The organism is Streptomyces nymphaeiformis (genome assembly GCF_014203895.1).
Taxonomy (GTDB): domain Bacteria; phylum Actinomycetota; class Actinomycetes; order Streptomycetales; family Streptomycetaceae; genus Streptomyces; species Streptomyces nymphaeiformis.
Genome location: NZ_JACHJY010000008.1, coordinates 55,943 through 70,401, shown reverse-complemented (window position 1 = coordinate 70,401; position 14,459 = coordinate 55,943). Strand labels below are relative to the sequence as shown.

14 protein-coding genes are annotated in these 14,459 nt (G+C 71.1%); 4 read left to right on the top strand and 10 right to left on the bottom strand.

Annotation, left to right across the window (positions count from 1 at the left end; all coding sequences use genetic code 11):
* Positions 1-20: 20 nt before the first annotated feature.
* The 9 genes from GGE06_RS26345 to GGE06_RS26305 form a co-directional block, all read right to left on the bottom strand.
* Positions 21-677 (bottom strand): aspartate/glutamate racemase family protein, encoded by a 657-nt coding sequence (locus GGE06_RS26345; protein WP_184931993.1) that lies wholly within the window; start codon positions 675-677, stop codon positions 21-23.
* Between the two features lie 104 nt (positions 678-781).
* Positions 782-2,230 carry a nucleobase:cation symporter-2 family protein gene (locus GGE06_RS26340; RefSeq protein WP_184931992.1) on the bottom strand — a complete coding sequence of 483 codons (1,449 nt, stop codon included), beginning with the start codon at positions 2,228-2,230 and terminating at the stop codon, positions 782-784.
* A gap of 330 nt (positions 2,231-2,560) precedes the next feature.
* The gene (locus GGE06_RS26335; protein WP_030691439.1) at positions 2,561-3,949 is read right to left on the bottom strand and encodes an 8-oxoguanine deaminase; all 1,389 of its coding nucleotides are present in this window, start codon (positions 3,947-3,949) and stop codon (positions 2,561-2,563) included.
* Between the two features lie 48 nt (positions 3,950-3,997).
* Positions 3,998-5,413 carry a nucleobase:cation symporter-2 family protein gene (locus GGE06_RS26330; RefSeq protein ID WP_116158139.1) on the bottom strand — a complete coding sequence of 472 codons (1,416 nt, stop codon included), beginning with the start codon at positions 5,411-5,413 and terminating at the stop codon, positions 3,998-4,000.
* A 73-nt stretch (positions 5,414-5,486) separates the two neighbouring features.
* Positions 5,487-6,410 (bottom strand): factor-independent urate hydroxylase, encoded by a 924-nt coding sequence (pucL, locus tag GGE06_RS26325; protein ID WP_116158140.1) that lies wholly within the window; start codon positions 6,408-6,410, stop codon positions 5,487-5,489.
* A 5-nt stretch (positions 6,411-6,415) separates the two neighbouring features.
* Complete coding sequence (gene uraH / locus GGE06_RS26320) at positions 6,416-6,805, bottom strand: hydroxyisourate hydrolase (RefSeq protein ID WP_116158141.1); 390 nt, start codon at positions 6,803-6,805, stop codon at positions 6,416-6,418.
* A gap of 2 nt (positions 6,806-6,807) precedes the next feature.
* Positions 6,808-7,326 (bottom strand): 2-oxo-4-hydroxy-4-carboxy-5-ureidoimidazoline decarboxylase, encoded by a 519-nt coding sequence (uraD, locus tag GGE06_RS26315; RefSeq protein WP_184931991.1) that lies wholly within the window; start codon positions 7,324-7,326, stop codon positions 6,808-6,810.
* Positions 7,327-7,481: 155 nt separating this feature from the next.
* Complete coding sequence (locus tag GGE06_RS26310; RefSeq protein WP_221518579.1) at positions 7,482-7,820, bottom strand: helix-turn-helix domain-containing protein; 339 nt, start codon at positions 7,818-7,820, stop codon at positions 7,482-7,484.
* Between the two features lie 44 nt (positions 7,821-7,864).
* Positions 7,865-8,119, bottom strand: a complete 255-nt coding sequence (locus tag GGE06_RS26305; protein WP_116158143.1) for a YkoF family thiamine-binding protein — start codon at positions 8,117-8,119, stop codon at positions 7,865-7,867.
* A gap of 138 nt (positions 8,120-8,257) precedes the next feature.
* Here GGE06_RS26305 and GGE06_RS26300 point away from each other — a divergent pair, with 138 nt between their 5' ends.
* The 3 genes from GGE06_RS26300 (at position 8,258) to GGE06_RS26290 (ending at position 11,671) form a co-directional block, all read left to right on the top strand.
* Positions 8,258-9,091, top strand: a complete 834-nt coding sequence (locus tag GGE06_RS26300; protein ID WP_184931989.1) for a TIM barrel protein — start codon at positions 8,258-8,260, stop codon at positions 9,089-9,091.
* A gap of 44 nt (positions 9,092-9,135) precedes the next feature.
* On the top strand, positions 9,136-10,026 hold the full coding sequence (locus tag GGE06_RS26295) for a 2-hydroxy-3-oxopropionate reductase (RefSeq protein ID WP_116158145.1): 891 nt from the start codon (positions 9,136-9,138) through the stop codon (positions 10,024-10,026).
* Between the two features lie 187 nt (positions 10,027-10,213).
* Positions 10,214-11,671 carry a catalase gene (locus tag GGE06_RS26290; protein WP_116158146.1) on the top strand — a complete coding sequence of 486 codons (1,458 nt, stop codon included), beginning with the start codon at positions 10,214-10,216 and terminating at the stop codon, positions 11,669-11,671.
* Between the two features lie 477 nt (positions 11,672-12,148).
* Here the strand turns inward: GGE06_RS26290 and GGE06_RS26285 are convergent, their stop codons facing one another.
* Positions 12,149-13,339 carry an MFS transporter gene (locus tag GGE06_RS26285; RefSeq protein ID WP_116165245.1) on the bottom strand — a complete coding sequence of 397 codons (1,191 nt, stop codon included), beginning with the start codon at positions 13,337-13,339 and terminating at the stop codon, positions 12,149-12,151.
* A 57-nt stretch (positions 13,340-13,396) separates the two neighbouring features.
* Here GGE06_RS26285 and GGE06_RS26280 point away from each other — a divergent pair, with 57 nt between their 5' ends.
* The gene (locus GGE06_RS26280; protein ID WP_184931988.1) at positions 13,397-14,425 is read left to right on the top strand and encodes an ArsR/SmtB family transcription factor; all 1,029 of its coding nucleotides are present in this window, start codon (positions 13,397-13,399) and stop codon (positions 14,423-14,425) included.
* Positions 14,426-14,459 lie beyond the last annotated feature (34 nt).

The following is a 14,459-nucleotide window of genomic DNA, read 5'->3' as shown; positions in this document are numbered from 1 at the left end:
CTCTCACCGGCCCGGCGGCGTCAGCCCGTCAGCAGGCGGGTGAGCGCGCGGCAGGCCGCCGGGATCGGGGCGACGACGCGGACCGCGCAGCGGGCGTGGAGTTCCTCGGCCGCCTCGCCGAGCGGGCCGCCGCCGATGACGACGGCGCGGGCGCCGTCGCGTTCGGCGCTGGCACGGACGGCGCGCTCGAGACGGTCGAGGAGGAGCGCCGGGTCGGCCGAGAGCCGCTCGGGGGAGCCGGCGGTGAGCCGGAGGCCGGTGTACCGGTCGCCGAGGCCGAGGGCGGTCACGCGCGCGTGGATGGCGTCGGCGAGGAGCGGGGTGGTGGTGGCGATGCCGAAGGGCGTTCCGTCGGCGGCCGCTTCGAGGAGCGCCGCCTCGCCGAGGCCGACCACCGGGACCCCGGTCGGGGCGAGCGCCGCGCGCAGTGCCGCGAGGCCCGGGTCGCCGAAGGCGGCGACGAGGAGGGCGGCGCAGTCGCCCCCGGCGGTGGCGCGCAGGCCGGCGGCGAGGACCTCGGGGGCGGCGGCCCGCAGGGCGTCCGGGTCGGTGAGCATGCGCGGGCCCCGGGCGACGGTCACGCCCCGGACGGGGCGGGTCGGCCCCAGGGTGCGCCGGGCGATGGCGGTCATCATCGCGGTGGTGGCGGTCGAGGTGTTGGGGTTGACCAGCACCACGGCCCCGGGCGCCGCGCGTTCGGCGCACAGGTCGGCACGCGCCGCGGCCCCGGGCCCCGCGGTGTGCGCGGGGACCGGGGCGGGCGGTGGGACGAGGAGCGGGTTCAGTGGGCGTGCGCCGCCTTCGCCGTGGCGCTGCCGGAGATCTCCTCGCCGGGCTCCATGGGCGCGGTGACCTCGTCGGCGTCGCGGCCGCGGCCCAGGTGGTTGAAGACCACGTTGAGCAGGACGGCGGCCACGCAGCCGGTCGAGATGCCGGAGTCCAGGATGATCTGGGCGGTCTCCGGGAAGGCGTGGTAGAACTCCGGCTTCGTGATCGGGATGATGCCGACGGCGAGCGAGACGGCCACGATCAGCACGTTGTTGTCCTTCTCCAGGCCGGCCTTGACCAGGGTCTGGATGCCGCTGGCGGCGACCGAGCCGAAGAGGACGACGCCCGCGCCGCCGAGGACCGGCCGGGGGACGACCGAGATGAGCGAGGCGGCGACCGGCGAGAGGCCCATGAGGACCAGGAAGCCGCCGCCGCAGGCGACGACGAAGCGGCTGCGGATCCGGGTCATGGCGACCAGGCCGATGTTCTGCGCGAAGGCGCTGCACATGAAGCCGTTGAAGAGCGGGCTGAGCGCCGAGCCGAGGGTGTCGGCGCGCAGTCCGGCCGCGATGGTCTTCTCGTCGGCGGGCCGCTCGACGATCTCGCCGAGCGCCAGCATGTCGGCGGTCGACTCGGTCATGGAGACGAGCATGACCACGCACATGGAGATGATCGCGGCGAGGGCGAACTGCGGGGCGCCGAAGTGGAAGGGGGACGGGAAGCCGACGATGTCGGCTTCCTTCACCGGGGAGAAGTCGGTGCCCCCGAACGGTATGGCGATCAGCGTGCCGATGACGAGGCCGACCAGGACCGCGACCTGCTTGAGGAAGCCGCGGGTGAAGCGGCGGAGCAGCAGGACCACGAGGAGCGTGATGCCGGCGAGCGAGAGGTACGTGGTCGAACCGTAGTCCGCGGCCTTGGGGTTGGGCCCCTGGGCCCAGCCGAACGCGACCGGGAGGAGGGAGACGCCGATGAGGGTGATCACCGTGCCGGTGACGACCGGCGGGAAGAACCGCACGAGCCGGGAGAAGAAGGGGGCGGCGGCGAAGCCGAGGAGTCCGGCGACGATGATCGCGCCGAAGATCACGGGGAGTGCGTCGGCCTTGTTCTCGGTGGTGTCGACGATCGCCAGCATGGGCGCGACGCCGGCGAAGGTGACGCCGTTGACGAACGGCAGCTTGGCGCCGATCTTCCAGACGCCGAGCGTCTGCAGGAAGGTGGCGAGACCGGCGGTGAAGAGGCTCGCGCCGGTCAGGAAGGTGAGTTCGGTGCCGGAGAGGCCGACGGCCGCTCCGACGATCAGGGGCGGGGCGACGACGCCCGCGTACATGGCGGCGACGTGCTGGAGGCCGCTGGTGAGCATCTTGAGTGGGGGCAGCGTCTCGTCGACCGGATGCTTCTCGCGGTCTTCGGGGGCGGGTCCTGCGTCTGGTGCATTGCGAACCTGGGGCTTGGCGGCCACGGCGGTTCCTCCGGTCGGTTACACGTCGGCGGCGACGAGGGGTTCAGGGAGGTGGTGCGATGCGGTGCGAAGTGCAGGAGGTGCGGCTCGGTGCGGGGTGGAGCGGTGCCGCGGAAGGGGTGCGGCGCGTTCCGGGGTGGAGCGGTGCCGCGGAGGGGTGCGGCGTGGGGACGGGGGCCCGGTGTGGGGGTGCGGGCACGCTTCACCGTCCCGGGTGGTGCCGTACGACTTCTGCGTACGGCACCACCCGGTCGGGCTGCCGCGGGCCCCGCTCGGGTCCGCGGCGACCGACCGAGGGCCGTCCCCCTCGGTCGGACTCCATGGGGAGGGTCAGCTCTGGGCCGTGATCCGGGCCAGGCGCTGCGCCTCCGCGCGCGCGTCACGCGCGATCTGCTCCTCGTCGGCGAACAGCAGTCGGTTGTTCTCGACGATCTGCTTGCCGTTGACGAAGGAGGCCGTGACCGGTGCCGCCGCGCCGAAGACGATGGCGGTGACCGGGTCGGCGATCGAGGAGTGGCCGAGGCCGTCGATCTTCCAGAGGACGAAGTCGGCGAGCTTGCCGGCCTCCAGCGAGCCGATGTTGTCGGCGCGGCCGAGGACCTGGGCGCCGCCGTAGGTGCCGAGGCGCAGGGCCTGGCGGGCGTTGAGCGCGGCCTCGCGGTGCGCGCCGAGGCGGTTGATGAGGAGCGCGTTGCGCAGCTCGGTGTGCAGCTCGCCGGACTCGTTGGAGGCGGTGCCGTCGACGCCGAGGCCGACGGGGACGCCGGCCTTGAGCATGTCCGGTACGCGGGCGATGCCGGCGGCGAGGCGCGCGTTGGAGGACGGGCAGTGCGCCACACCGGTCTTGGTGCGGGCGAAGGCCTCGATGTCGGAGTCGTTCATGTGGACGCAGTGGGCCATCCACACGTCCTCGCCGAGGAAGCCGGTGGACTCGAAGTAGTCCGTCGGGCCCATGCCGAAGAGCTCGTGGCAGAACTTCTCCTCCTCCACGGTCTCCGAGCCGTGGGTGTGCATGCGCACGCCGAGGCGGCGGCCGAGCGCGGCGCCCTCGCGGAGCAGCTCGGTGGAGATGGAGAAGGGGGAACAGGGGGCGACGGCGACCTGGGTCATGGCGTCGAAGGAGGCGTCGTGGTACTTCCGCACCGTCTCCTCGGTCGCGGCGAGCGCGCCCTCGGTGGTCTCGACGGCGAAGTCCGGCGGCAGGCCGCCGTCCTTCTCGCTGCGGTCCATGGAGCCGCGGGCCAGGGTGAAGCGGACGCCCATGTCGGAGGCGGCGCCGATGATGGCGCCGGACAGGTCGCCGGAGCCCTGCGGGTACACGTAGTGGTGGTCCATGGCCGTGGTGACACCGCCGCGGGCCATCATCGCCAGGGAGCCCTGGGCGGCGACGCGGACCATCGACTCGTCGATCCGGGACCACGTCGGGTAGAGCGCGACCAGCCAGTTGAAGAGGTTGTGGTCGGTGGCCAGGCCGCGGGTGATCCACTGGTAGAAGTGGTGGTGGGTGTTGACCAGACCGGGCGTCACCAGATGACCGGTGGCGTCGATCCGGCGGACCACGTTCTCCAGGCCCTCGGGCGCCTTGCCGGCGCCGATGGACTCGATCTTGTTGTCGGCGACGACGAGGTACCCGGAGGCGTACTCGGTGTCGTTCGCGTCGACGGTCGCGATCGCCGCGTTCTCGATGACGATGCGCTGGGCTGCCGAAGGTGCTGCCATGGCGGTGCTTCCTTCATTCCTCGGGGATGGTTCGGGCACGGCAGGACCCTAGGAGGATTTGAGTGCCGGAGCGGTGTGACGGCTCCGGGTGCCGAGATGGTGGAAGAACAGGTTCAGCAGGACGGCGACGAGCGCGCCCGCGCTGATGCCGGAGCCGAGCACCGTCTGCGCCCAGGCGGGGAAGCCGGCGTAGAAGGTGGGCGCGGCGAGCGGGATGATGCCCGCTCCGAGCGCGACGGCCACCAGGATGATGTTGGAGCTGTCGTCGAGTCCGGCCTCGGACAGGGTACGGATGCCGCTGACCGCGATCGAGCCGAAGAGGACGATGCCGGCGCCGCCGAGGACGGGCATCGGGACCATGGAGACGACCGCGCCGAGGACCGGGAAGGCGCCGAGGACCAGGAGGGCGCCGCCGGCGACGGCGACTACGTACCGGGAGCGGACCCGGGTCAGCGAGACGACGCCGACGTTCTGCGCGAAGGCGGAGGTCGGGAAGCCGCCGAAGACGGGGCCGAGCAGGGTGGCGATGCCGTCGGTCCGCAGGCCGCGGGTGATGGTCTTCCCGTCGCTGCGGCGCTCGCAGATCTCGCCGAGGGCGAGCATGCCGGCGCTGGACTCGGTCATGAGGACCAGCATCACGATGCACAGGGAGAGGATCGCGGCGGGCTGGAACTCGGGGGCGCCGAAGGCGAAGGGCGCGGGCAGGGCCGCGACGGGCGCCTCGCGCAGGGCGCTGAAGTCGGCCATCCCGAAGGGGATCGCGGCGAGGGTGCCGATGAGCAGGCCGAGCAGCAGGGCGATCTGTTTGACGAAGCCCTTGCCGAAGCGCTGGAAGAGCAGGATGACGACGAGGGTGAAGCCGGCGAGCGCCAGGTACTTCATGGAGCCGAAGTCGTCGGCGGTCTTGTCGCCGCCCTGGGCCCAGCCGACGGGCACGGGCATCAGGGTGACGCCGATGAGGGTGATCACGACGCCGGTGACGAGCGGCGGGAAGAAGCGCAGGAGCTTGCCGAAGAAGGGTCCGACGGCGAGGCAGAAGACTCCGGCGACCATCACCGCACCGTAGATGGCGGGGAGTTGGTGTCCGGGGGCGCTGGTCTCGGCGATGGCGAGCATGGGGGCGATGCCGGCGGAGGAGGCGGCGTTCACGAACGGGAGCCGGTTTCCGGCGAAGCGTCCGAGGCCGAGGGTCTGCAGGATGGTCGCGCAGCCGGCGATGAGCAGGCTGGCCGCGATGAGCCGGGTCATTCCTGCGGCGTCCAGGCCGACGGCCTGGCCGATGATGAGCGGAGGGGTGACGACGCCGGCGTACATGGCGGCGATGTGCTGGAGTGCCGCGGGGACGAGCCGCGAGGCGGGGAGTTTCTCGTCCACCGGGTGGCACTCGACCGGGGCCGAGGTGGTGGTGGACGGGGTGGAACACGGGCCTTCGGCGGGTGCCGGCCCCTTTGCAGGCTGAGCCATTGTTGTTCCCTCCGGTCCGGTGCACCGGCCCCGCCCGACTGCGGGCGGGCGGGGCCGGTCACGCGGATGCCGCTTAGAGGTTGGTCATGTCGACCGGGATCTGCGCCGTGGCTCCGTCGCGGAGGACGGTGGCCTCGATGAGGCCGTACATGCGGTCGGCGGCGTAGTAGACCTCGTTGTCGTTCTTCAGGCCGAAGGGCTCGAGGTCCACCAGGAAGTGGTGCTTGTTCGGGAGCGAGAAGCGGACTTCGTCGATCTCCGAGCGGTGGTTGATGATGCGCGTGGCCATCTGGTACAGCGTCTGCTGGAGGGAGTACGAGTACGTCTCCGAGAAGGCCTCGAGCATGTGCTTCCTGGTCTGCTCGTAGGACCGCTCCCAGTTGGGCATGCGCTGGTCGTCGTCGGTCCAGTTGAACCGCCAGCGACCGGACACCTGGGTGGCCAGGATGCGGTCGTACGCCTCCTGGAGCGTCGTGTACCGGTCCTTGATGTAGCCCCAGAACTCCGAGTTGGTGGAGTTCATGACGACGAGGTCCTTGAGGCCGGAGATGACCTCCCACTTCTCGCCGTCGTAGGTGATCTGGGAGACGCGGGTCTCCTGGCCCTTGCGGGCGAAGGAGTGGTTGACCTCGTCGGCGCCGATGAACTTGGAGTTGGCGTCGGAGGAGGCGATGCGCTCCCAGGCGTACTCCTCGATCCGGATGCGCGCCTTCTTGATCGGCTCCTGGCTCGTCACGAAGTGGCGGGCGAGGTGGATGCCGAACTGCTCGGCGGACTCGATGCCGTACTCCTTGGCGAACGCGAAGACGGTGTTCTTCGTCGTGTCGGTGGGGAGGCAGTGGGCGTTCGAACCGGTGAGGTGGACGTCGTCGAGGTCGCCGGAGAGGGCGACGGAGACGTTCAGGTCCTTGATGTGGTGGGTGGCGCCGTCCCGCGTGATCTTGACGACGCGGTTCTCTGCTTTGCCGTACTGGTTCTGGCCGAGAATCGTGGGCATGTCTGCTAGCTCCCTCGGTAAACGGAGTAGCCGAACGGGTTGAGCAGCAGCGGTACGTGGTAGTGCTCGCCCGGCTTGACGGCGAACGTGATCGCCACCTCCGGGAAGAACGCACCGCTGTCCCTTACGCGGGGGGCGTCCTGCTGCGCCTCGGCTTGCTTCTTGGCGAAGTACGTCTCGGTCTCGAAGTCGAGACGCACGTGGGTGGTTTCTTCCGGCAGCGCCGGCAGGTCCTTGCAGCGCCCGTCCGCGTCGGTGGCGGAGCCGCCGAGCGTGACCCACTCCGCGTCGGAGCCGCTGCGGGCCGCGAGCGTGATGGCCACGCCCTCGGCCGGGCGGCCGATGCTGGTGTCCAGGATGTGTGTGGACACCGAGGCGGTGGTGTCGGTGCTCATGCTCAGCTCTCTTCCTCGGGAGTCTCTACGAGACGGGTCAGCCGGATGCGGTTGATCTTGCCCAGTTCGGTGCGGACGATCTCCCGCTCCGTCTCGGGCGCGTTGCCGATCCGTTCCCGGACCGCGTCGCGCATCTGCTCGCCGGTCCTGCCGGTGGCGCAGATGAGGAAGACGTGGCCGAACTTGTCCTGGTAGGCCAGGTTGAGTTCGAGCATCTCGGCCTTGAGCTCCGCGGAGGCGCCGGACATCCCGCTCTGCTCGCGGGAGGAGGTCGGGTCCCCGGCCTTCGGACGACCGATCGGCGGGTGCCCCGCCATCGCCTCGGCCAGGTCCTCCGCGGTCAGCTCGGCCATGGCGGCGTCGCTGGCGAGGAAGAGGGCTTCGGCGGTGGAGTACGGGCGCTGGGCGAGCAGCTTGCTCCCCCACGCCGAACTGGAACACACCTCGTGGAGCGCGGCTACGGCCTCGCTGTCCGAGGAGGTGTTGAACCGGGTGAGGCCCGGTGTCGTACCTGAAGTCACGGGAAGCCTCCGTGGCTGTTTTTCGCTGTGCGTCGGACGGGCTGCGGATAGCTAACGCCCTCCGCAACACAACGTCAACACTTTGTTGAAAACTCGGCCATACAAAAGCCGTCGTCCCGACATCTGGACGACGGCCCCCTGCCACACATGATCAACTACTCGCCCTTGGCGGCCTTTTCCCTGCTCAGGGCGGTCTCGCGGTTGAGGTAGTTGTACACCGTGAAGCGGCTGACGCCGAGCGCCCCGGCCACCGTCTCCACCCCGTGGCGCACCGAGAAGGCACCCCGCGCCTCCAGGATCCGGACGACTTCCTGCTTCGCCTTGCGGTCCAGTTCGGCCAGCGGCATCCCGTGCCGTCTTTCCATCGCGACGAGGATGTGGTCCAGGGACTCCGAGAGCTGGGGCAGACGCACGGCGAGCACGTCCTCCCCCTCCCAGGACAGGACGACGTCGTCGACCTCCGCCTGCGCGGGGCCGAGCAGCTCGGCGCCCATGGCGTCCACCAGGGGCTTCACCGCCGCCACCAAGGGGTGCTCGCTCACTTCTCGCCCTCCCCGATCACGTTGACCTGGAGCGAGACGCGGGTGGCGCCGGCCGCGAGCGACCTGCGCAGCAGGGCGTCGACGGCGGTGAGCACCGCGTCGGCGCCGCCTTCCGCCGTGTTGCCGAAGGGGCCGACGTCGACCGCGTCCAGCTGGGCCGACTGGATGACCTCACGAGCCACGACCGCGTGCGCCGGCGCCTCGTCGAGGTCGAACGGCTCGGTCGTGAACTCCACTCTCAAACGCTCCATGGCCCCCACGCTACGGCCCCACCCGGCCCCGCGGGAGCCCCGGACCTGCGGGGACCTCTTGACAAGTGCGAGGGCCGCCTTGCAACATTCCGTCAGACAGAAACTTACTTCCGCAATACGGAAGGAGCGCCGCCCCTCATGGGATACACGGACCAGCGCTTCGATGTGAACCTGTCGATCCTCTTCACGGAACTCCCGCTCCTGGAGCGCCCCGCGGCCGCCGCCGCGGCGGGCTTCACCGCGGTCGAGCTGTGGTGGCCCTGGATCGACACCGCCACCCCCGAGCAGAGCGAGCTCGACGCCCTCAAGGAGGCTCTTGAGGACGCCGGCACCCAGCTGGTGGGCCTGAACTTCTACGCCGGGCAGCTCCCCGGCCCGGACCGCGGAGCCCTCTCCGTACCCGGGGAAGAGTCGGACCGCTTCCGCGCCAACATCGAGGTGGCCGCCGACTTCGCCGCCTCGGTCGGCTGCAAGGCGCTCAACGCCCTCTACGGCAACCGCGTCGAAGGCGTGGACCCGCAGATCCAGGACACCCTCGCCCTGGAGAACCTGGTCCTGGCCGCCCGCGCGGCGGACCGCATCGGCGCGATCCTCCTCGTCGAGACCCTGAACAAGCCGGAGTCGCCGCTCTACCCGCTGGTGAGCGCCCCCTCCGCGATCGAGGTCGTCGACAAGGTCAACGCGGCCACCGGCCTCGGCAACGCCAAGTTCCTCCTCGACATCTACCACCTGTCGATGAACGGCGAGGACGTCAGCCAGGTCATCGCGGAGTACGCGGCCAAGACCGGCCACGTCCAGATCGCGGACAACCCGGGCCGCGGCGCGCCGGGCACCGGCGACCTGCCGCTCGAGCAGCTCCTCGACGAGCTGAAGAAGGCCGGTTACGACGGCTGGGTCGGCCTGGAGTACAAGGCCGCCGACGCCGCCGCGTCCTTCGAGTGGCTGCCCGCCGAGGCCCGCCCGGCTCGCTGACGCAGGCCCCCTCCCCGTATCACCTTGTTTCGAGAGGCACCCTCATGAGCAACCTCCCCAAGATCGCTTGGATCGGCCTCGGCATCATGGGCTCCCCCATGTCCGAGAACCTCCTCAAGGCCGGCTACTCGGTCACCGGCTTCACCCTGGAGCAGGACAAGCTGGACCGCCTGGCCAAGGCCGGCGGCTCCGCGGCCGGCTCGATCGCCGAGGCCGTCAAGGACGCCGACGTCATCATCACGATGGTGCCCGCCTCCCCGCAGGTCGAGGCCATCTCCTACGGCCCCGAGGGCATCCTGGAGAACGCCAAGCAGGGCGCGCTGATCGTGGACATGTCCTCGATCACCCCGCAGACCTCGGTCGACCTGGCGAAGAACGCCAAGGAGAAGGGCATCCGCGTCATCGACGCCCCCGTCTCCGGCGGCGAGGCCGGCGCCATCGAGGCCGTGCTCTCGATCATGGTCGGCGGCGAGCGGGCCGACTTCGACGAGGCCCTCCCGATCCTGGAGGCCCTCGGCAAGACCATCGTGCTCTGCGGCCCGCACGGCTCCGGCCAGACGGTGAAGGCCGCCAACCAGCTGATCGTCGCGGTCAACATCCAGGCCTGCGCCGAGGCCGTGGTCTTCCTGGAGAAGTCGGGCGTGGACCTGAACGCCGCCCTCGACGTCCTCAACGGCGGCCTGGCCGGCTCGACCGTGCTGACCCGCAAGAAGGACAACTTCCTGAACCGCGACTTCAAGCCCGGTTTCCGGATCGACCTGCACCACAAGGACATGGGCATCGTCACCGACGCCGCCCGCAACGTCGGTGCGGCCCTCCCGGTCGGCGCGGTCGTCGCCCAGCTCGTCGCCTCGCTGCGCGCGCAGGGTGACGGCGGCCTGGACCACTCGGCCCTGCTGCGCGCCGTCGAGCGCCTCTCCGGCCAGCAGGTCTGATCCCACGCCCCTCCATCGGGGCCCCTGATTTCCGGTCGGCGGCGGCGCTGACAACCTGTCCTGTCGCGCCCAGGCGTCGCCGCCGACCGGAACACCACACTTCATTTTCAACAAACTGTTGACGTTACGTTCAAGCCGAATTTACGCTCCTCGGACCGTCAGCAGAGCTCCCGTACGGAAGGTCACGATGTCGAAGCGCGTGCTTACGACCGAGTCCGGCGCCCCCGTCGCCGACAACCAGAACTCCGCCACCGCCGGCGTCGGTGGCCCTCTCCTCCTCCAGGACCAGCACCTGCTGGAGAAGCTCGCGCGCTTCAACCGTGAGCGGATCCCGGAGCGCGTGGTGCACGCCCGCGGTTCCGGCGCGTACGGCTACTTCGAGGTGACCGACGACGTCACCGCGTACACCAAGGCGGACTTCCTCGGCGAGGTCGGCAAGAGGACCGAGACCTTCATCCGCTTCTCCACCGTGGCCGACTCGCTCGGCGGCGCGGACGCGGTCCGCGACCCCCGCGGCTTCGCCCTGAAGTTCTACACCGAAGAGGGCAACTACGACCTCGTCGGCAACAACACCCCGGTGTTCTTCATCAAGGACCCGATCAAGTTCCCCGACTTCATCCACTCGCAGAAGCGCGACCCCTTCACGGGCAAGCAGGAGCCGGACAACGTCTGGGACTTCTGGGCGCACGCCCCCGAGGCCACCCACCAGATCACCTGGCTCATGGGCGACCGCGGCATCCCGGCCTCGTACCGTCACATGAACGGCTACGGCTCCCACACCTACCAGTGGACCAACGAGGCGGGCGAGGCCTTCTTCGTCAAGTACCACTTCAAGACGAACCAGGGCATCCGCTCCCTCTCCGCCGACCAGGCCGCCGAGCTCGTCGGCAAGGACGCCAACTCGCACCAGACGGACCTGCTCCAGGCCATCGAGCGCGGTGTGAACCCCTCGTGGACCCTGTACGTCCAGGTCATGCCGGCCGCCGAGGCCGCGGACTACCGCTTCAACCCGTTCGACCTCACCAAGGTGTGGCCGCACAGCGACTACCCGCTGCAGCGCGTGGGCCGCCTGGTCCTCGACCGCAACCCGGACAACGTCTTCGCCGAGGTCGAGCAGGCCGCGTTCTCCCCGAACAACTTCGTGCCGGGCATCGGCCCCTCGCCGGACAAGATGCTCCAGGGCCGCCTCTTCGCCTACGCGGACGCCCACCGCTACCGCCTCGGCGTCAACCACACCCAGCTCCCGGTGAACGCCCCCAAGGCGACGGTGGCCGACAACTACGGTCGCGACGGCGCCATGGCGACCCGCAACGGCTCGCGCCACGACAAGAACTACGAGCCCAACTCGCACCAGGGCCCGGCCCAGACCGACGCCGCGCTCTCCGCGCCGCTCGCCATCCACGGCTGGACCGGCACCCACGCGGCGCCCGCCCACACCAAGGACGACGACTTCTTCCAGGCCGGCGAGCTCTACCGCCTGATGTCCGAGGACGAGAAGAAGCGCCTGATCGCCAACATCGCCGGCGGTCTGTCCCAGGTGTCCCGCGAGGACGTCATCGAGAAGAACCTCGCGCACTTCGCCGCCGCCGACGCGGACTACGGCAAGCGCGTCGAGGAGGCCGTCCGCGCCCTGCGCGAGGACTGACCGACCAGACTGCGTACGGCACCTGACGGGAGGTCAGTGCCGTACGTGGTCCGGATCGCCGGCCCGGATGAGGGGTGGTCGGCGAACCGGACAAGCGTGAGGACCGCGGCGGCTCCGAGCCAGTGCGGTGGTAAGGACGCAGGGCCCCCTTCTTGACCTGAAGGAAGGGGAACCACCCGGCGCCCGTCGGCACCGCCGCGGTCCCAACGCCCCTTCGCGAGGGGTCCCCCAGACTCCGCCCGGCGACACGAACGACCCACTCTCGACGCCGCCCTCGCACTGCTTCGCAGGCTTCGCACGGCCGCGTCGGACTCCGTCCGCCGGCTCCGGAGCAGGCACCCCCCAGACTCCGCCCGGCGACACGAACGTCCTGTCGCGCCAGCCTCGTGCCGTCGGGCGGTCACAACGGGAGAGCGCGGAACCAGGTTTACGGTCCCTGGTTCCGCGCTCTTCTTCGTTTCCGCACCTCCCCGGCTTCTACGCCTCCACAGCGGATCGCTCGCGCGATCCGGCGCCCCTCCCCTCCGCACGGGCGAGCAGGAACGTCACCGTGAGTGAGGCGAGGGCGAGCAGGACCATGCCCGTGCGGGGGGAGGTGTACTGGGCGAGGGTGCCGGCCAGGGAGGCGCTTGCGCCCTGGAGGGCGAGCATGCCTGAGGTGTGGAGGCCGAGGGCGTGGCCGCTCAGGTTCTCCGGGACCAGGGTCATGAGTCGCTCCTGGTGCAGCAGGCTCGCGCCGTAGCCGACCGCCGAGACCGTCACCAGGACGAGTGCGAGCGGGAGTTCGGGGTCGAAGGCGAACAGGAGGAACGGGGCCGCCAGGAGCGCCTGGAGGGGGAAGCGGATCCGGTCGCGCAGGCGCGCGGGGACGAAGCGGCCCACGGCGGTGTCGCCGGCCAGCATTCCCAGCGCGCCGCAGGCGAAGAGGAGCCCGGCGCGCTCGGGGGCGTACGGCACGAAGAGGGACTCGCAGCCGACGATCAGGCCGTTCGGGACCCAGAGCGCGAGGTAGGCGCGGCGGCGGGCGGGGACGGACAGGAGGCGGCCGTTGGTGCGCCAGGTCTCGGCGGCCGAGGGCCGCCCGGCCGCGCGGGGCGGGCGGGACCCGAGGCCCAGGCGGGCGGTCAGGGCGGCCGCGAGGTAGAGCCCGGCGCCGGCGAGGACCGTGCCGCGGGGCGAGAGCAGCGCGACGAGGAGCCCACCGGTGGCGAAGCCGCCGATCTGGAAGGCTCCGGTGGCCATGTTCATCACGGAGCGGCCGAGGAGGTACTCCTCGCGCGGGAGGATCTCGTTCAGGAGCCCGTAGCGCACCCCGCCGCCCAGCGAGGCCGCGAGCCCCTCCGCGAGCAGGATCACGAAGACCGCCCAGGTCGGCAGGGCGGGGATCGCCAGGACGGCGGTGCCGAGCGCGAAGAAGAGGGCGATGCCGGAGATCGCGGCGCGCGGCGGCAGCCGGTCGGCGGCGGAGAGCAGCGTCGTCGCGCCGAGGAGCTGGGCGAGCGAGGGGCCGAAGAGGGCAAGGGCCGCGAGGAAGGGGGACCCGGTCGCGCGGAAGACGAGCGTGGCGAGACCGAGCCCTGCGACGGTCTGGGCCGCGGTGTGCGCGGCGCCGGTGAGGAAGAGCGGGGTGAACTCGGGCGTACGGAAGAGAGCGCGGTAGCGGGGCATGCGGGGAGTCTCGGAGAGCGCGGCGACCACCGGTAATGTTTCGCGGGGAGGCGAAACATGGGCTGGTGGCAGATCGGTACGGACACCCTGGCGACGAGCTCGTTCGTGCTCTCGCCGCTCGCCGAGACCGTCGCCTCGCTCAAGACCCTCCACTCGGCCGCGTCGGCGCACCCGGGCGAGCGGGCCTGGCTCGCCCGGCACCTGCCCGCGTACCGGGAGCGGCTCGCGGCCGAGCCGCTCGACGCCCTGCTCGTACGGGCGGCGATCGGCCCCACCTGGAACGCGGACTTCCTCACCCCGACCCCGCTGGGCGACCGCGAGCGGAGCTTCGAGGAGGAGGTCGAGGCGGTCCGCTCGGCCGAACCCGCCGACGCCGTCGACCAGTTGGCGGTGGCGATGGGCGGCCCGGTACCGGAGCCGCTGCGCTCGGCACGGGACCTGCCGGACCGGCTCGCCGGCGTGCTCGGCTGGGTGTGGCGGGAGACCGTGCTGCCGGACTGGGCGCGGCGGCGGAGGGTCCTGGAGGCCGATGTGACGGCCCGGACGGCCCTGTTGAGCCGGGGAGGCTGGGCGGCGGCGCTCGACGAGCTGTGCCCGGGGAAGATGCGCTGGCTCGGCGACGGGCGGCTCCAGGTGAACACCCGTGACTATCCCCCGCGTTCGGTCGACCGGGGGCGACTCCTCTTCGTGCCGGTGACGCCGGCCACCGGCTGGGTGTCCTGGGAGGGGACGGAGCGCTACGCGGTCGTCTACGCCTGCGCGGGAGCCCTCGCGGACGCGACCGGCCCGACCGTCCCCGAGGCCCTGGGAGCCCTGATCGGAACGGCCCGCGCCGGAGTGCTCGTACGACTCGGGACCCCCCTCTCCACCAGCCAGTTGGTGGCGCTCACGGGGCAGGGGCTCGGCTCGGTCGGCCGCCATCTGAAGGTGCTGCTCGACGCCGGGCTCGTCCGGCGGGGGCGGTCGGGCCGCTCGGTCCTCTACGAGTGGACGGCGGCGGGCGCGGTGCTCGTACGGGCGCAGGAAGGCCGAGGTCCGCGGGAAAGACGGAAAGACGGGAAAGACGGGAAAGGCGGGAAAGGGTGAGGCCCCCGCCCCGGTGCTCCTCGGGGCGGGGGCC